Below are 21,868 nucleotides of genomic sequence, written 5' to 3'. Positions count from 1 at the left end.
ATACCTTACCCATAATTGGTCATATAAATACTTATAAATCTAAACTTCATATAAGTAAATATTATTTCATACTAATGGAATCCTGCCGTACCTTTAAGGCTGCCAAACTACCAAAAGTGTGGACGATTGTTGCAGCCAAAAGAGAAGTAGTTTGGGTTGGATCGAACGAAGGAAGCACCTCGACAAGGTCGAACCCAATAAAATTAAATTCATTAAGGGACTGAAGCATTTTTAGGGTTTGATGACTGCTAAAACCACCGACTTCCGGCGTACCAGTACCTGGGGCATATGCAGGATCAACAAAATCGATATCAAAACTTAAGAAACAAGGGGTATCACCTATTATGCTTTTTGCTTGTGAAACGACATCCTTTATCCCTCGATTGAACAACTCATTCTGTGGAACGACATTATAGCTCAAGTCCAGACTTGAAGTAATATCCCAACCCCGCATACCGATTTGAACCACTTTTTGAGGTTGTAAAAGACCTTCTTCATGCGCACGAATAAAAGTAGAACCGTGCCAGTATTTTTCATCCATATAAGTATCCCAAGTGTCGGTATGGGAATCAAAATGGAGCAGTGCTATTGGCCCATAAACTTTTGCTGCTGCTCTAAGGCTTGCCAATGTAACAGAATGGTCTCCGCCTAAACCAATGGGAACAATGCCTTTTTTCATTAAGTCAAACATTGCCTTTTCAATGATCCCGTAACTTTTATGAATATTTTGTGTAATCACTGGCAGATCCCCGATATCAATTGCATTTGTTTCTTCAAAAGGATAAACATCAAGCAATGCATGATATGTAGATAAACACATAGAAGCCTGGCGAATAGCCTGCGGACCAAAGCGCGCACCTACACGGTAGGAAGCCGCAGCGTCAAAAGGCATTCCCAATATAGCTACCTTCGCATTATCGTTTTCTTCGGGCAGCCTCATAAAAGTTCCTGATGTACAAAAATCTGGTTTATAATCTTCAAAAGGGTTTGACATTTTTAATACCTCCAGTATATTTTTTTGGAAACTATTATGGTTTTCTGGGTTTCCGTTAGGTGAAAATAAGAATAAAAGATAGTTATCTTTTATTCTCCATAGCTAGTCCAAATAATAGAATATCTGCAATTTCTGAAAGTGCTTCATCAACAGTCATTCGGTGATCCAAAAAAAATCTTTGATCAAGAGTTGTATTGATGGAATTAATGACCACCTTCATAATTAATGACACATTCAAATTGCTAATTGCTTTTTCCTCTATTGCCTGCTCAATTAAGCTTCGAAGCAATTCCCAATCACTTTTTAATAAAGAGTCCATTTTAACCCATTGATCTGGATAATATCGCTTCATTTGATCTAAAATACCCATGTCTATGAATTCATAATGGTCAGGCAAAACGGTGATTACACCTTTTATTTTTTCAACGATTGATAATTGCTCATTCTGTATTATGGAAGTCGCTTTTTCGTCCATATTTTCAAAGATATAATCAATTACGGCATCAAGCATATCAGCCTTAGAAGAAAAATACTTATATAACGTTTTTTTGCTGACACCGAGACGTCTTGCCATATTTTCTAATGGAAATTTTAAACCGTCCATTTTTAGTTCTTCGATAAAGGCATGAATAATCCGATCTTTAATATAAATCACCTTCCTGGAAACCATAAAAACTATAATAGTTTCCACAATTTTAACATTTCACTATATTTTTTGCAATATTTTTATTATTTTAAAACCATCAAACTTTTCCGGGAGAGAATGTATTCGTTCCCTTCAGATAAAAGCACATTTTTTCTTAATAACTAGATTATCTTTTACAGAAATATGTAAAATAGACGTAGATATTTCATTGGAAAGGATTGAAATAGTAAAATACTTCTGGAAAACACTTTTTGCAATGCTCGCCACCTAGAACCAAATAAAGTATTAAAAAAAGCATATATAGAAGCCGAAGAAGCTGCTTCAAGATTAGCACCTAAATAAATACTGTCTTAAAGGAAAAGAAATATATGGAGGTAATTAAATTGGAACAACGAGTTGATTATTACAATGTAGCACCAGAAGCACTTAAAATAATGATGGAAATGGAGAAGTATACGAAAACAACAGGTATAGACCGTAAACTTCGTGAACTTATAAAAATTCGAGCTTCTCAAATAAATGGTTGTGCATATTGTATTAACATGCATACAGCTGATGCTAGAAAAATGGGAGAAACGGAACAACGTTTATATTGTATTAGTGCTTGGAGAGAGTGCACATTTTACACAGATACAGAAAAAGTTGCTCTTGAGTTGACAGAATATGTAACTTTAATCCCGACAAAACGAGTGCCGGATGAGCTTTATCAACGAGTACGTGAACATTTTGACGAAAGACAATACGTTGACCTTGTACTGATAATTAATCAAATCAACAGTTGGAATAGAATTTCTATTGCAATGGGGAACACAGCGAATGAAAAATAATTACTCTCAGCGAACATCTAATAGTGTTCGTCTCAGATTGTAGAAAAAAAGCATCCAAATGAACAAGTTTGGATGCTTTTCCGTTTTATGCTTATATAAGATTACCTCTTGCTTGATCTGCCTTATGCCATTTCAGAACTTTCTATAATTCTCCAGTAGGATAGTCGCCATCTTGCTTATGAAAAGATTGTGAAATATTGTACTTAAACTATCGTGTGCTTATGTTAAAGATGGGATAGCTGCTGCAATACTGGTTTTAATTGTGCTAACGGACAGGATACTTAACGAAGGATAATTGAAGTACGGTATTGAAGTGAATAGGAGTGAGGAGGATATTTGGGTGGTTAACGTGGAGATAAGAAGGCCAAGAATTGAGGATATAAAAGAGTTAAATTCATTTTTTAAAATAGTGATTACTGATACTTTTATTAAAGAAGGTTTAGGCGAGAAGTTGAATGATATTAATGATGAAGTCAAAGATAAGGAAAAATACTTAGAATGTGATTTTGAAAGCAATGGTGAGAAACGATATTTCTTAATTGCTTTAGATGATGATAAAATTATTGGTTCAATTGAATATGGCCCAGCAAGTGATCTCATATGTAATTGTACAAACAACACTTTCAAAGAGCTAATTGAGGTAGGTACTGTATTTGTTCAGCCGGACTACCAGAGAATGGGGGTAGGGAATTTGCTATTGAATACAATGTATTTTACTTTACAGAGTAAAGGCATAGAAGAATTTTGTTTAGATAGTGGATATATAAGTTCACAAAAAATCTGGAAAAAGAAATTTGGAGACCCTAATTATTTGTTAAAGGATTATTGGGAAAAAGAACACGATCATATGATTTGGAGGATCAAGATCAGCGATTTGGTATTGGGTTGAGAAGTAAGAAAATTAAGTGTTTCTTCAAAGAAGTGCATTACTTCAACAACGGGGTACTACTAATGGTGCTTAGTTTTTTATTTCATATTTTCAAGGTAAGGGGTGCGATTCTTCAATAATGAAGGATCGTTTTTTCTTATTCAAGTAAAGGGGCAGTTTAGTTGAACAATCGTCATTAGCTTTTTTCCACAATCAGCCCATTTAATGGAAGACGAGGCTACATAAAACCTCACCTTTTTATACAGCCATTAGGCAAGCTTGAGCGCACGTAAACGTTGTTTATCAACACAGACGCATTATGAGCTGGGTCAAAAAAATTAATCATAACCTCTTTATGTCGATCAAGGTGTTTAGCGTAAGCCCCCAATCAATCGCGTTTAGTTGCATGTAAATCCCCTAATTTCTTTATTGCTATTTTCATCTATATATTTCAAATCATGTTTCTAGCATGACAGGGCTTAATGTCCAAAAAAAAATTTATACAATGTTCAAAAAGCGAATTCATGTCCATTTTCGAATGGCTGTTTTCAACGCTCTTTAGCACTTTAAACTTTTAAGATTGTGGCAAAGTAATGAACAATGGAAACTTTAGTGTAAAATGGTTAAATTTTATCTCTTAATTTCATACTTTCTGCACATTTTTTTACTATTTTAAATGTATTAAGCAAATTAAATATTTACAGGAGGGAAATCCAATGAAAAGAAGGGTATTAATAATCCCAATATTTTTGATTATATTTTCTGTCTTTTTAGCTGCATGTTCCAATAATCAAAACTTAGCTAAAACAAATAAAAAAAGTGGCAGCAAAAGCAATACTGTATCTTTCAATTTAGAAGCAAAAGAAACGAAAATAAAGTACAACAATAAATTAGTGGAAACAGCTATGACATATAACGGATCTGTACCTGGTCAGGAAATACGAGTCAAGGAAGGTCAAAAGGTTACCATTCATTTCAAAAATTCATTAAAAGAAGATACTACACTACATCTTCATGGATTATCACTTGATAATAAAATGGATGGTGTCCCAGATTTATCACAAAAACCAATTAAATCGGGGGAAAGTTTTGATTATACACTTACAGCGCCAAAGCCAGGAACTTATTGGTATCACTCTCACCTTAATGAATCTTCTCAGATAGGCAATGGATTATATGGTGTTTTGATTGTCGAACCAAAAAATGGTGAAAAAGTAGATGTAGATAAAGCAATTACGATCAATGAACATTCATCTATGGGATCAATGGATGGAATGGGCGATATGAGTAATATGGACATGAGTAATATGGGCAATATGAATATGGGAGACGCAGATCACTCCAAAACAATGGATTCTAATCATTCCGATATGATGATGAATATGTATGACACTCCAATTATTAACGGAAAAGCTTCACCTCACATTCAACCCATTATGGTGAAAAAAGGCGATAAGGTTAAATTAAGATTTGTGAATGCGGGGTTGTTTACACAAAATATTCAAATTCCAGCTGATGAATTCAAAGTAACAGGGTATGATGGACAAAATGTAAATAAACCAGCATTGATTAGTAATCAACTTATACAAATTGCACCTGGAGAACGTTACGATGTCGAATTTAAAGCAAATCATTCAGGTAATTGGGGTATTAAGATCTACGCTGAAAGTAATGACAAATTAAAAGCAGTTATCCCTTTAACCTATAAAGGCTATGAAAACCAAAAGGTGAAAATTGAAGGAACAATAAACAAATACTTTGATTTTGCGACTTACGGAGAAAGCAGTAAGAAGGAAATTCTGCCACCAACAAAAGAATATCAAATGATTTTAGGGACAAATAATGGAGGAAATACATTTACGATTAATGGCAAAAAAATGCCGAATCCCGAAATATATAATGTTAAAAAAGGCGATGTCGTTCGATTTACGATAAAAAATGAAACAAGTCTAGACCACCCAATGCATCTTCACGGACATCATTTCCAAGTGCTATCAAGAAACGGCAAACCATTTACTGGATCTGAAGTAATGAAAGATACATTAAACGTCAAACCAAATGAAACGTATGAAATTCAATTCGAGGCGAATAATCCAGGGAATTGGCTGTTCCATTGCCATGAACTCCATCATGCTGATAGTGGTATGGTTAGCTTGGTAAAATACAACTAAGATTAATGTGAAAAAGGGGAGAGCAAAGTCGTAAAGATTTTGCTCTTTCCTTTTTACTATTTTCAATATTTTAAAAATTTATAAGTATTCGAATTGGGCAAATTACGATATTTAAGAACTCATAAAATTTTTTTCTAAAACCCTTCACATACTGTAGGGGGGTATAGTATAATATAAATGTGGAGGCGATAGAATGAATGAAAATATAAATCTTGATTGCCACCTTCCTGAAGAAAGAAAAAGCCATCATTCAGATAAGGTCAAGAGAAATTTAGTTACCCGTTTAAACCGAATTGAAGGTCAAATTCGAGGCATAAAAGGATTAATTGAAAAAGACACTTATTGTGATGACGTTATTACTCAAATTGCAGCTACACAGTCTGCATTATACAGTGTGGCAAAGATTCTTCTTGAAGGTCATTTAAAAACTTGTGTATTGGAACGGATTAATGAGGGAGATACAGAAGTTTTAGATGAGGTACTTTTAACAATAGAAAGGTTATTAAAAAAATAAAAGGAGTGCTTATAAATGGAAAAAGTAACATTAAAGGTGAATGGAATGTCTTGCGGTCACTGTGTGAATGCTATTGAAGGAAGTGTTGGTAAATTAGAAGGTGTTAAATCCGTAAAAGTTCATTTAAGAGAAGGGAATGTGGATGTAGAGTTTAACCCATCACAAGTTTCATTAAGTAAGATCAAAGAAACAATTGATGACCAAGGCTATGATGTTGAATAGAATAAACAGATAACGTGCTGAGAAGGCACGTTATCTTTAACAAAAATATATACCCCCCACCAGTATAAGGAAGGTGATTTTATATGAGTAATAAAATCAAAGAAACAGATTTTCAAATTACAGGAATGACTTGTGCTGCTTGTGCAACAAGGATAGAAAAAGGGCTCAAAAAAATGGAGGGCGTAAAAGAAGCGAATGTTAATTTAGCGCTTGAAAAGTCCACGATCAAATATGATCCCGAAATGGTATCTGACCAGGATTTTCAAAAGAAAATTCAGGATTTAGGCTATGATGTTGTAAAGGAAAAAAAGGAATTCGATATTACCGGCATGACCTGTGCTGCTTGTGCCACAAGAATTGAAAAGGGATTAAATAAACTCGAAGGTGTCGATAAAGCCACCGTCAACTTAGCATTAGAAAGTGCAACAGTAGAATATAATCCTTCCTTAATCAGTCCACAAGAAATGATTAAACGAGTAGAAAAATTAGGGTATGGGGCTGTGCCAAAGGAAGAGAAGGAAGAAAATGTCGATCATCGCCTTAAAGCAATAAAGAATCAGCAAGGTAAGTTTATTTTTTCATTAATCCTTTCATTGCCGTTATTATGGGCTATGGTTAGTCATTTTTCCTTTACGTCCTTTATTTATCTTCCAGAAATGCTAATGAACCCATGGGTGCAATTAGCACTTGCTACTCCTGTCCAATTTATTATTGGGAAGCAGTTTTATGTAGGGGCCTATAAAGCCCTAAGAAATAAAAGTGCAAACATGGATGTTTTAGTAGCACTAGGAACATCAGCTGCCTACTTTTATAGTTTGTACGAAACCATTAAATCGATAGGTTCCGAAGCAAATATGCTGGATTTGTATTATGAAACGAGTGCGATTTTAATTACCCTAATCATTTTAGGTAAGCTATTTGAAGCAAAGGCAAAGGGCCGATCATCAGAAGCCATTAAAAAGTTAATGGGTCTTCAAGCTAAAACTGCTATTGTTGTTCGGGATGGAGTTGAAAAAGAAGTTCCCCTGGAAGAAGTAGTAGTAGGTGACAATGTTTATGTCAAACCAGGTGAAAAAGTACCAGTCGATGGTGAAATTATTGAAGGACGCTCGGCATTAGACGAATCCATGTTAACAGGCGAAAGTGTCCCTGTTGATAAAACCGTTGGGGATTCAGTCATCGGTGCGACCATCAATAAAAATGGATTCCTAAAAATTAAAGCAACCAAAGTCGGTAGAGATACAGCATTAGCACAAATCATTAAAGTTGTAGAAGAGGCACAAGGATCAAAGGCACCGATACAACGCTTAGCCGATCAAATTTCAGGCATATTTGTCCCAATTGTTGTGGGGATAGCCATTATAACATTCTTGATTTGGTATATCTGGATAGCTCCAGGAGACTTTGCTTCAGCTTTAGAAAAATTAATTGCTGTATTAGTCATTGCCTGCCCGTGTGCACTAGGTCTTGCTACACCTACTTCCATTATGGCTGGTTCAGGGAGAGCTGCTGAATTCGGTATTCTTTTTAAAGGTGGAGAACATCTTGAAACGACACACCACATTGATACAGTGATTTTAGATAAAACAGGAACGGTTACAAAAGGTACCCCACAATTAACCGACGTTATTTTACAGGAAAACATGGAGGAAGAAGAGTTTTTATCCTTTATAGGTTCTGCGGAAAATCAATCTGAGCATCCTTTAGCTCAGTCCATTGTTCAAGGAATAAAAGAGAAAAATATTATTTTCAAAGATGTTCAAGAATTTGAAGCTATCCCTGGTTATGGAGTAACTGCTGTTGTAGAGAACAAAAAGGTTCTAATAGGAACCAGAAGGCTTATGATAAAGGAAAATATTAATATTTCAAAAGCAATATCAACTATGGAAAACCTTGAAGATAACGGAAAAACGGCAATGTTGGTTTCCATTAATGGGAGTTACATTGGTATTGTGGCCGTAGCAGATACGATCAAAGAAACATCAAAAGAAGCAATTCGCCGATTAAAAGACCTAAATATAAACGTTGTCATGATTACTGGTGATAATAAAAGAACTGCTGAGGCGATTGGTAAAGAGGTTGGCATTGACCATGTAATTGCAGAGGTTCTTCCAGAAGGGAAAGCTGAGGAAGTCAAAAAACTTCAAAAAGAAGGAAGAAAAGTGGCAATGGTCGGTGATGGGATTAATGATGCTCCAGCTTTAGCAGTCGCAGATATAGGAATGGCGTTAGGAACAGGAACGGATGTGGCAATGGAAGCTGCTGACATAACATTAATAAGTGGGGATTTAAATAATATCGCAGATGGCATTATCATGAGCAAAAAAACCATTCGAAATATAAAGCAAAATCTATTTTGGGCCTTTGCGTATAACGTAATTGGGATCCCAATTGCTGCTATCGGCTTTTTGGCTCCTTGGCTAGCAGGGGCAGCTATGGCTTTCAGTTCTGTTTCGGTTGTATTAAACGCTTTACGTCTCCAAAGGGTAAAGCTCTAGATAAATGATTATTTAGAACAGGGGAGAAATAATGGTGAATGATGTAAAAATTAAGATCGCCATAAATGGAGGAATAGGGTTTGGGGCAAAACTTAACTCGAAACAGCTTCTAACCATCTCTAAATATTTGAATGAAGACAAGGAACTTGAATTAACGACGTTTCAACAGCTTTATTTAGAAATTCCAGAAGATGAAAAAGCAGAAATCATGGAAGAATTCCAAAGTGTTGGATTAGAATGTTATCCAGTTGGAAACTTCGTAAAGAGCTTGAGGACCTGTAATTTTTGTAAAGGGGAAGAAGAGGAAGGGATGCCAGTTGCGAAAGAATTAAATCGCCGTATTGTTGGCAAATCTGTCCCCTTTACCCTAAAGGTTGCTTATACAGGATGCCCTATTGGTTGCGGAGAACCTATGCTTAGTGACATCGGTGTTATGAAAATTAGAGAACACTATAACCTCTATGTTGGAGGAAAAGCAAAGGGGAAGGATGCAGAAGTTGGCTCTTTATTAATGGAGAATCTGACACCAGACGAGTTGTACGAGGCGGTAGAAAAGATTATTGCTGTATATTCACAAATGGGTAAGAAAAGGGAAACATTCTATAAATTTGTCAAACGGATAGGCAGAGAGCAATTGAAAGGGTAGCATGGACTCCTTTTTTGAATATGTTAAGAAAACATAAAACACCAGTAATTCAAGAGTAATTCTTGATTACTGGTGTTTTACTTTTTATTTAGCTGAAAGTTCGTCTTCTGTAACCCATTTGTGATTAGTTACTTTTTCACCTGTTGTAGAAGTGTAATCAACCATATAAACAGTAGTTTGTTGGGCAGTATCAATTACTGCCTTTGCACCTTGCATTCCCTTCATATGGTCTGCCTCTAAGATCACTTCATCTCCTGGTTTATACGGTTTGGCACTAGCATTTTTAATTTCTTCATGGATAATCCATTTATGATTTGTTACTCTTTTTCCTCCAGTTGTTGGATCATACGAGATCGAATAAACTGTGGTATCGTATGCACCTACAATGGTTGCTTCAGCACCGTTCATTCCTTCCATGTGGTCAGCATGAATAGTGGCTTTGCTTCCAACTTTAAATTTTGGATTCTGTGCCTCTTGTAATCCCTTTGGTACTTCACCAGAACCTGAATGAGTCATATCCATACCTTCCATACCTTCATGATCCATAGAGCTTGAATCCTTTTTTTGCTCAGTTTTATCATTGTGATTCATATTTGCATGTTGGTTCTCCTTATCGCCATTGGAACATGCTGCTAAAAACACGGCAAGAATCAAGGTAAGAAGAAATAGGGGAGATCGTTTCATTTTCACCATTGTTACCTCCTTAATCTTAATTACTTAACCATGGTACAACAAAAATTTGCAGAAATTGTGCAGAACGCTTAGATAAAAACTAATATCGCAAATTTACTCAACTCAATTGTTTCTTTCATTTTTGAAAGAGGTAATTAAAAAATAATAAGGGTAATTAATGCTAAAATACCGACTTGTTAACTATCAGAACTCCATTTGTATCCTATACCCCAGACGGTTTTGAGATGATCGTCGGCTGGAAAACCAACATGACGAAGCTTTTCCCTTAAATTTCGGATATGGGAATCAATTGTTCTATCCTCAACATATGACTTGAAATTCCATATAGTTGTAAGCAAATGTTCTCTTGTAAATACCTTATTTGGGTAATTTATAAAAAGAGCTAATAAGGAAAATTCTTTCACTGTCAACGGGATTTTCTGATTTTGATATGTAGCTATAAAGGCCTCTTCATCTAAATTTAAATCATTAGATTTTAATGATTCATCCTGAACATTGATCGTTCTTCTCATGACTGCTTCCATTCGCGCTAATAACTCTTCCTCGTTAAATGGCTTAGATACATAATCATCTGCACCTTTTTTTAGTCCCTTAACTACTTCTTCCTTAGCACTTCGAGCAGTCAACATAATAATAGGCACATTTGAAAATTCTCGGATTTTTTCACATGTTGCCCATCCATCCATTTCAGGCATCATTATATCTAGGAGAACAATGTCCACCTTTTCATTTACCAAAAAAGTTAAGGCATCCATTCCAGATGATTTCTTGATACATTTATAGCCATGTGGAGTTAGGTATAAAGCCAAAAGGTCCAGCATTCTCTGTTCATCATCAACTAATAACACTATTTTCATTCGTATCCTCCCTAAAAATTATCGTAAAGCAGGTACCTTGGCCAATCTCACTTATAACTGAAATTTGACCTCCTTGGGCCTCTACTAGCTCTTTTACAATAGCAAGTCCAATTCCAAATCCCCCAGTAGCTCTTGAACGAGATTTTTCCACTCGATATAATCGATCAAATATAAAAGACAGGTCTTCCTTGGGTATTCCAATTCCTTCATCTTGAATCAACAAATGAACGTTTCCATCTATTTTAAAAGCTTTTATATAGGTTGACGTATCTCCTTTCGAATACTTCAAGGCGTTATCGAGAAGGTTTGTTAAAATTTGTTCAAATCGTACAGGGTCCAATTGGAGGTAGATGTTGTCTATACACTCAAAAATCAACTTGATACCTTTGTTATTAAAGGCAGGTAAGATTCTTTCATAAATGGATCTCAAAAAATCAGAAAGATTTATCCTTGCTTTATTTATGGTAAATTCATTTTGGTCCAGTTTTGCAAGGTTAAATAATTCTTCTAGGAGATTGCTAAGACGTTCGCCTTCTTCCTTAATGATTTTTAAGTATTGGGCTCTTTCTGTTTCATCGATACCAGGCCGGCCAGCAATGTCGGCATAACCCTTTATATAAGTTATCGGAGTGCGAAGTTCGTGGGAAACACTTGCCAAAAATTCATTTCTTTCTGTTTTTAAAAAATTTAAGTCATTAGCCAAAGTTTGAATGGAGGTCGAAAGTTCACCTAATTCATCTTTTGACCTTACAGGCAGTTTAACGGAAAAATTACCTTTGCTAAGTTTCTTTGTTGCTTCAATCATGGAAATTAAGGGTTTCGTTAAAGCCTTTGATAAAAAGAAAATCGTAAATAACATAAAAAATAATATTAATACGGAGGCCAATATAAAATGCTGGTTTAATTCGGATATTAATTTTTGAACATCATTTGTGTTCTTAAACATATACACATAACCTTTATGTCCAACGCCACCATTAAACTCAGTTACAGTTGCGATATACTTTTCATTCATCCAATCTGGCTGAAGAATCCGTCCTTTGCGAGGAATCTGTTTAATGGGCATTTCTAAAATATGTTTGATATTTTTATCTACTGGTCCAGATGCTAGGATAATCTTACCTTTTAAATTTGTAATGACCACTTCTGTATCTGTATTTGATTCCATTAAACCAATATGATGAAGAGTGGAAAGGTCTGATGATATTTCTAATACATCACGATGGTTATTGCCTCTTGCTTGTAGCGATTGTAATTCTTGGTTAACACGAGAGTGAATTATGTTGCTATGTAGGTAAAACATAGAGATCATTTCGATTATGACAGTACATATGAAGAACCATAAACCTAATTTTAAAGAAACTTTCATGATAATCATCCTTAATGCTTAATAAGCTTATTTTAATCATATATTGTGCAAAAAGTGTGCAGATTTGGAGGGTTTATTAGATATACAATAAAGAAATGATGAAGAACTTAGTTATGCTTGAAAGGAAAGAGGAACTGCCTCCTGAAAAATATTGCAGCTGCTTCAAATTCAAGAAAATGACAATCTTTTAGACTTAGGTGTTGGGACAGGATTTTTCTCATTCCAGTTTCATGACAAAGGAATGGTGTTTGCACTTGATATTGAACCAGAAATGTAAGCAGAGTTACAAAGGAGTACTGGTAAACAGGGGATTAAAATTCTTGATATGTCCCTACATATTAAGAGATTAGATTTTGTTAAGGTAAAAAAATTGTGAAAATTTTCACTTAAACTAACGGATGAGTTAGTTGAACAAAATAGATGTTGTGGCAATGAGCGTATTAATAGTTCAAAAAAAGATAGATGTAAACAGGTATTCACTCGTGTTCATCTATCCTTTTCTTTCACTGATGTATGACATAATTATTAAACCATTTAATTTTAGGTTACTATATTTATTTCTTGGCTTTTAATAAAATCGAGGGGTACAATTTATTCACTTATTATTGGTCTTATCATCGAGCATTAGAATACTATTATTTTGTTTAAGCAGTATTGAATCCATTGCTGATTTACTATTAGTTTCAAACAAGTTTTCTGCCTTAAGCTTTTGTGTTTTTATTTTAATTTCCTTTTCAGTTTGCTTTTTAAGTTCTTCAAATTTTATTTCCCATTCTTTTAATTTGTCTGCATAAGATTGTGCTTCTTTTTTGTAAAACTCTGCTTCATATTCATATTTCTTCTTCTCTTCAGGATCAGAAGTAGCTTGGGCCTTATAATAACTTTCTTCTGCCTTTTCTTGTTTCTCCTTGCCCATACCTTCAATCCAACTCATTATAAGGTCTTTAACTTTACTAAGAATATATTCCAATATCTCTTGTCCATATTTAACTAGTAGCTTTCTAATTACAGGCCAAGCCTTCTGTATAAACCATTTGGTTATTATTTTCAACATTCTCTATATCTCTCCTATTCGATTAGTAAACTGCTATAGCTTTTTTTGACAGTTCAATTCCTTAGTTTATTGAATATCTTTGAAAATGGATGTTTATTTATACTCAATAATATATCGGTATCATCCAAAAATTGTTTAATAATCCGATAACTGTTAGTGGGAAAAAAACTTATTCAACTAGTTTTATAACACCAAAAATCCGCTCATAACAGCAATTATGTGCGTCAATAAAAGATAGAGCTATCTGTTTATTCTAAAGAGGTTGTCTATATTTGGTAATCGTTTTCTAATAGAATTAGAAGGCGGTCAACCACAATCATGGTGGTACTAAAGGAAGTAACCTACACAAGCTTTGGTCGGCAGAGGGTAGGTTACTGCATTCACCGCTTAATTACGTATTTAAATAACGATAATCTTTGCGCTACCTTTCCGGTGGCGTTTTATTGTACAAGCATTCTATAAACTTCCGAATAAATTGATAGTAAAAGCTATAATGGAGGTGATGTATAATTGTTAGATAACAGAAATGAACCTGGTTGGGCAGATCAAAGAGACCCATGTAATCGAAGACGTCGTCGGAAATGGAACTGCAATTGTTCTCCGCAAAGTCCCAGCGAATCGAATTGTCGTTTAATGTGTTTGGCAGAATTTGAGAATTGTCGTCGTGTACGAAGTAGCGAATTTTGTTTAGAATTCCTTCAGCGCTGTATTGCATCTTGTTGAGAAATCGAGGATGCTAATTTCTTTTAGGAAAAATTTTGTAATTAGAGCTGTATTAAGCAGCTCTTTTATTTTTCTTTTCGCACAGAACATTCGCTCGTATCTAATGATACTGGGGTGATTATTGTGAACTAAGCATTATAACTGAGTCTATTATTTGGTCCCAGTCTTCACTATGAATCTCATGCCCTGATCCATCAAGAGTCACTAATTCAGCATGGGGAATGGCTTTCTCAAGAGCAAGACCATGCTCGTATGGCAGAGCGGGATCTTCGGTGCCATGAATAATGAGCACAGGTACGCTGATCTCACCCATTCTATCGTAATACTCATCTCCTCCTTGCAGCATGGCATGATTAAATCTACTCGGAAGCTGTTTGGCGCGGGCCGCCTCTCTTTTCGCTAGTTTATATACTCTTACCTGCTCATACGGTTTGGAACCAACCAAAGTTTTCCATACATCCGCCAGATAGGGAATGACTACCTCCTGATTTGACCAATCTATGGAAGCACTCTTCGCATGATGATCCAGTATGCTCTGATCCATTTGAGGCAGTTTTTCCATTTCAGTCCCGAACACACTTGATGCAATCAACGTAAGTGTAAATATGCGTTCTGGATATCTTAGGGCAAGAATCTGGCCGATCATACCTCCCAGGGACATTCCAACGATATGGGCTTGCTCTATGGAATAAGCATCCAGGACTCCAACCGCATCGTCAGCCATGTCCGTTATTGTATAGTTGGAAGTACCAGGCTCATAAGTGATGGATCGTCCCAGATCACGATGATCGTACCGAATGACAAATCTCCCCTGATCAGCGAGGTGGAGACAGAAGTCCTCATCCCACCAGTCTAATGAAGACATCGCTCCCATGATTAAAAGTACAGCAGGGTCCTTAGGGTTTCCAAAACTTTCTGTACATATATACACTTTATTTATTTTCAGTATCTGTTCACTCATGTTTTTTACCCCCTTTAAATGTTAAATAAAAATAAAATCATTCTTATATTTATTTCTATAATATAGGGTTATTCTCTGCTTTACCAATATTTTACTAATCCCTTTTATTTCATATTCTGCTATGCACACTAGACCTTTTAATTTGAGGGAAATGAAAATAAAAGTTTAATAACAACCCTATCACTAAATCAAAAGGCTTATTAGGTATCAATAAAAAAACCAATTGATGAATGAAAAATGGGGAGAGATATATACTAAAATGATTGGAGGTGAAAAAGATGGTGCAAAAACCTAATCATTATGACGGAAGTGTTCAACTTGACTATGATGTAAACAATGAGCCTCATTCAAATGAATCATTTCAAATAACGGATGAAATGCGACCAAACATTGGTGGTAACCCTTATTTCTTTGATGTAAATAAATAATTTTTCTATAGGGATTTGTATGAATTGACAAATCCTTAGTTTCCTCTCATTCATTATAGAAATTGTAAAAAATAAAATCAGAAGGTGAAATAACATGGCAAAAGTATTATACATAACAGCTCATCCAAATGATGAAACACAATCTTTCAGTATGTCCGCAGGAAAAGCATTTATTGAGACATACAAAGAAGTAAATCCGAATGATGAAATCGTTCACATTGATTTATATAAAGAGAATATTCCTCATATTGATACGGATGTTTTTAGTGGATGGGGAAAACTTCAATCTGGTAAAGGATTTGAAGAACTTTCAGCGGATGAAAAAGCAAAAGTGGGACGTCTGAATGAATTGAGTGAACAGTTTATGTCAGGTGATAAATATGTTTTTGTAACACCTTTATGGAATTTCTCATTCCCTCCAGTAATGAAGGCGTATATAGATTCTATTGCGGTTGCAGGTAAAACATTTAAATACACTGAACGAGGCCCAGTTGGTCTATTAACAAATAAAAAAGCACTTCATATTCAAGCTCGTGGAGGTGTTTATTCAGAAGGACCGGCAGCTGCAATGGAAATGGGTCATCGTTACTTAAGTGTAATTATGAATTTTTTTGGTGTTCCTTCTTTTGATGGTTTATTTATTGAAGGACATAATGCTATGTCCGATAAAGCACAGGAAATTAAGGAAAATGGAATTGCTCGTGCAAAGGACTTAGCTCATACTTTTTAATTAATTGTGAGGAACTGACTTAATAAAATTCAACTTTCTATCTTCAACAAAAGGGCGCGATTGTTGAACAATGATCAGTGGCTTTTTTACTAGGCAGAATCGATTAGTCCTATAAATGATCGGACATATATAATGAAGAAACCCAGCTAATCTTCTCATGTGTGAAGGTAGCTGGGTTTTAAATTTGAATGTGCAAAATAGCACTTAAAATAAGCGCAAATTACATCCTCAAGTGACAAGAAAAAAACTGATATTTTCGTAGTGTACAAAACTTACAACTTTTAGACTGACTCTGCGACTTTTTTTGACCGGCATTCATTCCGGTTTTTGTGCTATTTTCTTTTTCAATAAACGGGACATTTAATGAAATTAGGCTTATCGAGCTCACGGCAGTTAAGTTATAGAAGGAATTTTATAATTAAAACAGAATAAATATATAAGTTTCCCTTGCAGAATTTGTAAGTAATGTTATTTATCAGTTAGGTATCAATTGATCAATACGAAAGAATAGTGGAAAAAAGGAGGAAATTTAGAATGACGCATCCCGCATTAAAAATGTACGACTACCACGTATGGGCAAATGGAGTTATAATTGATCGTTTAAAAGAACTTCCAGAAGACATTTATCATAAAGGAATTCAGAGTGGTTTTTCATCGGTATCAAAAGTGTTGTCTCACATTTATCTCACAGATTACGCATGGTTTGACATTATCTCAGGAAAAAGTATGAATGAAGCAATGGCGTTTACGGATCAATTAAGAGAAGAGGTGGAAACGAAAAGTATTGAGGAAATGAAAAAAATATTTCTAGACTTATCCGAACGAAACAAAGCACTTCTGAACAGTCAAGAAGATATTGAAAAGTTGATTGTGGTTGATAACCCATATGCTGGGCTGCTTGAAACTTCCATTTCTGAATCGGTACTACACGTTGTCACTCACGGATCATATCATCGTGGCAATATAGCTACCATGTTGCGGCAAATTGGACACACCTCCGTGATGCAAGATTATGGACTTTACCTATTCATGCCCCAAATTTCATGATTACTTGGCGGGCATTGAGTACAAACTATCGGATATTCACTAACCAAAAAAGGACCGGGCGGTTTTTGCCCGGTTTTTCTTAAACCAGAAAACTGCTCCAACAATAATTAACTGGATAACTATTAATATAATTAAAAGAACCATTTGCTTCTGTAACGATCCTACCGTGCCCATAACCACATCCGCCGCTCCTTTGAATCTGCCATACACAAACAAAGAATAGTCATCCTTTTAATACCAACCATACTTGCTCAAACTATGTAAAAAAATAAAAAATGAAAGGGCTTATCTATCTTTAAGTCAATTGTGCTTCCGGTTGGATTTCTCCAAGTCATATCCAGCATATGGGTAACTCCAAATATTCAACAAATGGGGCATTTCTTTTCAACAACTGGATCTTTTTATGTTCCTTTCATAGAAATCGTGCTTCCCTTTTTTCTTTTGTTTGTTGCTTTTATCAAAAGAAAATACAAAGATAAAAAGCTCGGAGTCATTAAACGTCTATTATTGTGAAATGGGATAACCATCTATTCCTGTTAAAACAGTTTAAGAAATTTCCAATTAGATGGGATAGTTTTTATGGATACATCACAAGATAAAGATAGGTTCACCACGATTTTCCAATTAACCTTAAACAAAAGGAAGGATCTGTCTGTATTCTTATTAAACAAAAACGACTCCACAAGAAAAAAACTTCTTTAGATATATAACCGCAAGTTAATAGGTCAGCGAGGTTTCCTTTCTATAACCTTCATGAACTCTTGAACTCAATCCTAACCACCAGTCATTTGGGCAAAAACCGGAACAATGCAAAGGAAAATTAAGTATGAGAAGGATGTGTTCGAAAATGATCCCATTCTAACTCGAAACATTTTAAAAATCCTTACTTTTCTTTTCCTTCTTTCGGCTAACTTCCTGCTTACCGGCTGCTGGGACAGAAAGGAAGTGAATGATATGGCGCTGGTGTTAGAATGGCCAAAAATGAAATGGAATCAGAAAAAGGAGAAAGCCGCCTTTAGAACTTAACAGCAATGGGATGGCTATTTGCCATCCTCCTTCTTTTTTTTCCGGAAATGCAGGGGCAACGCAAAAGATTGACATGCTTTTTAAACCGCTTGGTAAGATGCTGGAGAAATAATAGGGGCATAAAGAAGGAGACAAGAGCATGATAGAAAAAGGGAAAATTTCTGCTTTTCAAATGGGCGTAATGATGTATCCGACCATCCTGGCTACAGCAATCCTTACTGTTCCTTCTATTACAGCAACATATGCTAAGCAGGATCTCTGGATATCTCCAATATGGGATTTTCCGATTGGAATGCTGTTAGTTTATGTCCTCCTTAAGTTAAACAAACTTTATCCCGAGGAGAATATTATTCAATATAGCAAAAGTATAATGGGGAGTTTTATGGGGAAAACCCTTGGAATAATCTATTTATTCTTTTTTCTTCACAATAGCAGTTTCGCACTACGCCAGTATGCCGAATTCTTAATCATTACTTCACTTCCAAAAACTCCATTATTTGTGGTGATGGGGGGTATGACTCTCGTTTGTTCGTTTGCTGTTAAAGCCGGTATTGAAGCGCTAGCACGTTCAGCACTAGTTTTTATTCCGCTTTTCACTCTTCCTTTACTACTCATGGTGGTGATGCTTCTGCCTGATATGGAACCACGCAATATACTGCCTGTCTTGGAGAAAGGTATTCTACCGTCTTTAAAAGGAGGGTTTTTTCTGATGACATGGTTTTGTGATCTTCTTTACCTAAGTTTTTTGTTTCCTTTTTTAAAGGATCGAAAAAAAGGGGGAAAATGGGGGACAATTTTAGTTATTGCAATTACATCAACTATGGTGATTACAAATTTGGCTACGGAATTTGTGCTTGGTGGGACTACTCAAATTATGTTATATCCAGTAATGAATGTTGTAAGGTTTATAAGCATTGCTGAATTTTTTGAGCATATAGAGGCTGTTGTCATAGCTGTTTGGGTTACCGGGGCATTCATAAAAATTTCTATTTTCTATTATGCACTTGCACTTGGTACAGCCCAATGGCTTGGTTTGTCTAATTACAAATCACTTGTACTTCCGATTGGCTTTCTCCAACTTATTTGTAGTATATGGGTAGCTCCTAATATTCAACAAATTGCTCACTTCTTTTCTATGGCTGGAACTATTTATTTTCCCTTTATAGAACTCATACTTCCGAGTTTCCTTTTATTTGTGGCTCTAATTAAAAGGAAATACAAAGATAAATGCCCTAATTCTTCAAACATCCGATAACATTCGCAATTGTATATGTTTGAAAACCAAAGGACTTACTATTAGAAGGTATATTTTTATTTCTTCAAATAATGAAATTGAACGCAATAAATTTAGGAGAATTGTTATATTAACTACTTCATTGACAGTTTTAGTGAATATGGCAACTTTTATCTTATTCAACTACCGGGTGCTTTAGTTGAATAGAATTCGAGAAGCGGGAATTTAGAAAAATTCAAAGTTGAGTTCAACGAAATTTGCAAAATAAAAACCCCTCGGCTATTGAGGGGAAAAGCCCTATTTATTACGGTATAAAGGAAATCCTCTCCTTTTAACCATTCCTCTGCCGCCAATGATTGGTTTGAAGTCTTGGTCAAAGATCTGCCCATCAATTCTTCCATTGATAGTATTTGTATTATTTGTAATTATATTATTAATACCATAACTCCCACCCATGCTTAGGTTATACTGCCTGTTGGCGTCCATTCCGTTAATAACAGTTTCACCAACGTTGATTGCTGCGTTGGGTTGGGGAGAGTTTACAAAAAGAACTCCTATTTTTATAATTGAAGGCAAGCTTTTTATCCTCCCATCTTGCTCAGTCTTAACAAATAGTAAGCAACTATTTATTCAAGCTATTACTAATATGTATATAAATTCTGGACAAGTTATGTTAGGGGCAAACATCCTTAAAAAGGATAAAATCAACATTTTCCCTAAGAAATGCAATTACCTCTACTCACTCTATAGTGGCATTTCTATTTTTTTAACGATTTCCGTCATATCATTTCCAGCCAACATCACCTTTTCATAAGTACCCCCGAATGACTGGGTGCTTGAGTTGAAGAACTGAGCTGCCAGCGTGGCAGCTTTTTCTTGTTGAACTAACGTGGTCAGTTTACTTTAATAAGCACAATATGCTCGTATTACGCAACTTTACGTATTAATCACTCAACTTAACAAAAATTGAATAGGCTCACATGCTAAGGTAATGCTTCATAAAGTCGATAAAACCAACAAAATTTCTTTTACTTAGTTTTTTTAATAAAGAAGTTTTATAGACTGCCATTAAGGTGTTCTTCATGGAAATCGTTTATTTCAAAATGACTATAAATTCTTTTCATAAATAATAGCTGTTAAGGATTTGGTAATTTGTTGCTCCCCTGTTTTTATATAGCCAAGTTTTTCATAAAAATGGCGATTTCTACGATTGTCTTTAGGTGTATCAAGTGACCATTTTTTTACTTGAGGGAATTGTTTTTCTAACTGCTGTAATATTTTTGATCCCAAACCTTTATTTTGAAATTCAGACCCAAGGAAAATTCGATACAAATAATAATGATCTTTTGTTTGCTCTACAATACAGATTCCACCTGCAAGCCTGCCATCAACGAAAATAGAATAGTGTAATGAGGTTTGCATTTTTAAAATAAAATAATCCAATGATTCAGCAGCTGGACTTGGATAAAAATCCTTATATTTGATTAATTCGGAATGAAAAGCTTCTTTTTGTATCTTTAACAATTCGTTTGCTTCCGCAAGCTTTGATGGTACAATCTTAAATTTCAATTTCTCCACCTCTTATGCCATTTCTGTCATTATATGAGCATCTGTTTCATTGTTTAGTTAATTTTGAGATAAATTCCTCTGTTATCGAAAATAAGGGCTAACATTTTAATTGAATTTTGTTCATTTATCGTGAGCTTGATTGAATTTGAAATTTATTATAGACATACATGGTACGATATGGTTGAACTTTTTATGCAGTACAATCCAGATACAACAACAAAAAATACTGCAGGTAGGTCGCCTTTAGACTTTGCAAAGCAGATAGAAGATGCTAAATTAATTGGAATGTTAGAGAATTAATGGGATATGAAGAGGAGTATTGAAATGGATAAGTTTGATGAGATACAAAAATTAATTTCTGAAGCAGGGGATGCGGTTAACTTTGCAGATTATGGGGATGGGATTTCTAAAGAATGGATAATAAAAGCAGAAGAACGTCTCGGTTTTAGACTTCCTAATTCTTATAAGTGGTGGTTAAAAAACTATGGCGGTGGAGAAATCTATGGAGAAGAAATATTTAGCATTTATGAAGGAGATTTTGATACTGTTGGTGGTGGAGATATAGTTTATAACTACGAATTAAACACGAAAAACAATTATTACAATAAAGAGAAAGTTGTAATTTGTGAAGTAAGTGATTATGTTTTTTATTTTGATCTATCTAAAAGAAATGATGAAAATGAATTACCGATCTATTCTTTAAATGATAATAAAAAATATGCAGATGATTTTATCGAATTCTTAAAGAAAAGGATGAACCATTATTTAATAATAAATAAAAATTATAATAT

General features: G+C 34.9%; 22 protein-coding genes. 12 read left to right on the top strand and 10 right to left on the bottom strand.

Features of this window, described 5'->3' with window-relative positions; genetic code table 11:
• Nucleotides 1–61 precede the first annotated feature (61 nt).
• Together speB and BIV60_RS14135 are read right to left on the bottom strand one after the other, a co-directional pair.
• Nucleotides 62–994, bottom strand: a complete 933-nt coding sequence (gene speB / locus BIV60_RS14140; protein ID WP_071356381.1) for an agmatinase — start codon at nt 992–994, stop codon at nt 62–64.
• Nucleotides 995–1,076: 82 nt separating this feature from the next.
• Nucleotides 1,077–1,649 (bottom strand): TetR/AcrR family transcriptional regulator, encoded by a 573-nt coding sequence (locus BIV60_RS14135; RefSeq protein WP_371261535.1) that lies wholly within the window; start codon nt 1,647–1,649, stop codon nt 1,077–1,079.
• A 374-nt stretch (nt 1,650–2,023) separates the two neighbouring features.
• On the opposite strand from BIV60_RS14135, the gene BIV60_RS14130 reads away from it, so the two are divergent.
• From BIV60_RS14130 to BIV60_RS14100, 7 genes are all read left to right on the top strand, one after another.
• Entirely contained in the window at nt 2,024–2,467 is a 444-nt protein-coding gene (locus BIV60_RS14130; RefSeq protein ID WP_071356380.1) for a carboxymuconolactone decarboxylase family protein, read from the top strand.
• 340 nt (nt 2,468–2,807) lie between these two features.
• A complete protein-coding gene (locus tag BIV60_RS14125) occupies nt 2,808–3,356 on the top strand; it encodes a GNAT family N-acetyltransferase (RefSeq protein ID WP_071356379.1) in 549 nt (182 codons plus the stop codon).
• Between the two features lie 695 nt (nt 3,357–4,051).
• Nucleotides 4,052–5,506, top strand: a complete 1,455-nt coding sequence (locus BIV60_RS14120; protein ID WP_071356378.1) for a multicopper oxidase family protein — start codon at nt 4,052–4,054, stop codon at nt 5,504–5,506.
• 193 nt (nt 5,507–5,699) lie between these two features.
• Nucleotides 5,700–6,020, top strand: coding sequence for a metal-sensitive transcriptional regulator (locus tag BIV60_RS14115; RefSeq protein ID WP_071356377.1), 321 nt, complete (start codon nt 5,700–5,702; stop codon nt 6,018–6,020).
• A gap of 15 nt (nt 6,021–6,035) precedes the next feature.
• A complete protein-coding gene (copZ, locus tag BIV60_RS14110) occupies nt 6,036–6,242 on the top strand; it encodes a copper chaperone CopZ (RefSeq protein WP_071356376.1) in 207 nt (68 codons plus the stop codon).
• 83 nt (nt 6,243–6,325) lie between these two features.
• The gene (locus BIV60_RS14105; RefSeq protein ID WP_071356375.1) at nt 6,326–8,740 is read left to right on the top strand and encodes a heavy metal translocating P-type ATPase; all 2,415 of its coding nucleotides are present in this window, start codon (nt 6,326–6,328) and stop codon (nt 8,738–8,740) included.
• A gap of 31 nt (nt 8,741–8,771) precedes the next feature.
• On the top strand, nt 8,772–9,386 hold the full coding sequence (locus BIV60_RS14100) for an NAD(P)/FAD-dependent oxidoreductase (protein ID WP_071356374.1): 615 nt from the start codon (nt 8,772–8,774) through the stop codon (nt 9,384–9,386).
• Between the two features lie 84 nt (nt 9,387–9,470).
• Here the strand turns inward: BIV60_RS14100 and BIV60_RS14095 are convergent, their stop codons facing one another.
• The 5 genes from BIV60_RS14095 to mleCBF form a co-directional block, all read right to left on the bottom strand.
• Nucleotides 9,471–10,079: a DUF1541 domain-containing protein gene (locus tag BIV60_RS14095; RefSeq protein ID WP_371261534.1), complete on the bottom strand. Its 609-nt coding sequence runs from the start codon at nt 10,077–10,079 to the stop codon at nt 9,471–9,473.
• A 176-nt stretch (nt 10,080–10,255) separates the two neighbouring features.
• Nucleotides 10,256–10,936 (bottom strand): response regulator transcription factor, encoded by a 681-nt coding sequence (locus BIV60_RS14090; RefSeq protein WP_071356373.1) that lies wholly within the window; start codon nt 10,934–10,936, stop codon nt 10,256–10,258.
• Nucleotides 10,914–12,305 (bottom strand): sensor histidine kinase, encoded by a 1,392-nt coding sequence (locus BIV60_RS14085; protein WP_371261533.1) that lies wholly within the window; start codon nt 12,303–12,305, stop codon nt 10,914–10,916. The genes BIV60_RS14090 and BIV60_RS14085 overlap by 23 nt, the downstream gene beginning before the upstream one ends.
• 595 nt (nt 12,306–12,900) lie before the next feature.
• Nucleotides 12,901–13,359, bottom strand: coding sequence for a hypothetical protein (locus BIV60_RS14080; RefSeq protein ID WP_071356372.1), 459 nt, complete (start codon nt 13,357–13,359; stop codon nt 12,901–12,903).
• A gap of 841 nt (nt 13,360–14,200) precedes the next feature.
• Nucleotides 14,201–15,043 carry a CBF family alpha/beta fold macrolide esterase gene (mleCBF, locus tag BIV60_RS14075; protein WP_071356371.1) on the bottom strand — a complete coding sequence of 281 codons (843 nt, stop codon included), beginning with the start codon at nt 15,041–15,043 and terminating at the stop codon, nt 14,201–14,203.
• Nucleotides 15,044–15,321: 278 nt separating this feature from the next.
• Between mleCBF and BIV60_RS29720 the strand changes: the two genes are divergently transcribed.
• The 3 genes from BIV60_RS29720 to BIV60_RS14065 all read left to right on the top strand — a co-directional run bounded on the left by BIV60_RS29720 (nt 15,322) and on the right by BIV60_RS14065 (nt 17,248).
• A complete protein-coding gene (locus BIV60_RS29720; RefSeq protein ID WP_177177307.1) occupies nt 15,322–15,471 on the top strand; it encodes a hypothetical protein in 150 nt (49 codons plus the stop codon).
• 94 nt (nt 15,472–15,565) lie between these two features.
• Nucleotides 15,566–16,201: an FMN-dependent NADH-azoreductase gene (locus tag BIV60_RS14070; RefSeq protein ID WP_071356370.1), complete on the top strand. Its 636-nt coding sequence runs from the start codon at nt 15,566–15,568 to the stop codon at nt 16,199–16,201.
• A 534-nt stretch (nt 16,202–16,735) separates the two neighbouring features.
• Nucleotides 16,736–17,248, top strand: coding sequence for a DinB family protein (locus tag BIV60_RS14065; protein WP_071356369.1), 513 nt, complete (start codon nt 16,736–16,738; stop codon nt 17,246–17,248).
• 39 nt (nt 17,249–17,287) lie between these two features.
• On the opposite strand, the gene BIV60_RS29715 is transcribed toward BIV60_RS14065, so the two are convergent.
• Nucleotides 17,288–17,464 carry a hypothetical protein gene (locus BIV60_RS29715; protein ID WP_177177305.1) on the bottom strand — a complete coding sequence of 59 codons (177 nt, stop codon included), beginning with the start codon at nt 17,462–17,464 and terminating at the stop codon, nt 17,288–17,290.
• Between the two features lie 949 nt (nt 17,465–18,413).
• On the opposite strand from BIV60_RS29715, the gene BIV60_RS14055 reads away from it, so the two are divergent.
• Complete coding sequence (locus BIV60_RS14055) at nt 18,414–19,529, top strand: GerAB/ArcD/ProY family transporter (protein WP_177177306.1); 1,116 nt, start codon at nt 18,414–18,416, stop codon at nt 19,527–19,529.
• A gap of 276 nt (nt 19,530–19,805) precedes the next feature.
• Here BIV60_RS14055 and BIV60_RS14050 read toward each other — a convergent pair whose 3' ends face one another.
• Both BIV60_RS14050 and BIV60_RS14045 read right to left on the bottom strand, forming a co-directional pair.
• Nucleotides 19,806–20,084 carry a hypothetical protein gene (locus BIV60_RS14050; RefSeq protein WP_071356367.1) on the bottom strand — a complete coding sequence of 93 codons (279 nt, stop codon included), beginning with the start codon at nt 20,082–20,084 and terminating at the stop codon, nt 19,806–19,808.
• Nucleotides 20,085–20,615: 531 nt separating this feature from the next.
• Nucleotides 20,616–21,077 carry a GNAT family N-acetyltransferase gene (locus tag BIV60_RS14045; protein ID WP_071356366.1) on the bottom strand — a complete coding sequence of 154 codons (462 nt, stop codon included), beginning with the start codon at nt 21,075–21,077 and terminating at the stop codon, nt 20,616–20,618.
• A 324-nt stretch (nt 21,078–21,401) separates the two neighbouring features.
• Here BIV60_RS14045 and BIV60_RS14040 point away from each other — a divergent pair.
• The coding region (locus BIV60_RS14040; RefSeq protein WP_071356365.1) for an SMI1/KNR4 family protein at nt 21,402–21,868 on the top strand (467 nt) is incomplete at its 3' end.

It is taken from the genome of Bacillus sp. MUM 116, from assembly GCF_001866655.1.
Taxonomy (GTDB): Bacteria; Bacillota; Bacilli; order Bacillales; family Cytobacillaceae; genus Neobacillus.
This window is presented reverse-complemented; position numbering and strand designations above follow the sequence as displayed.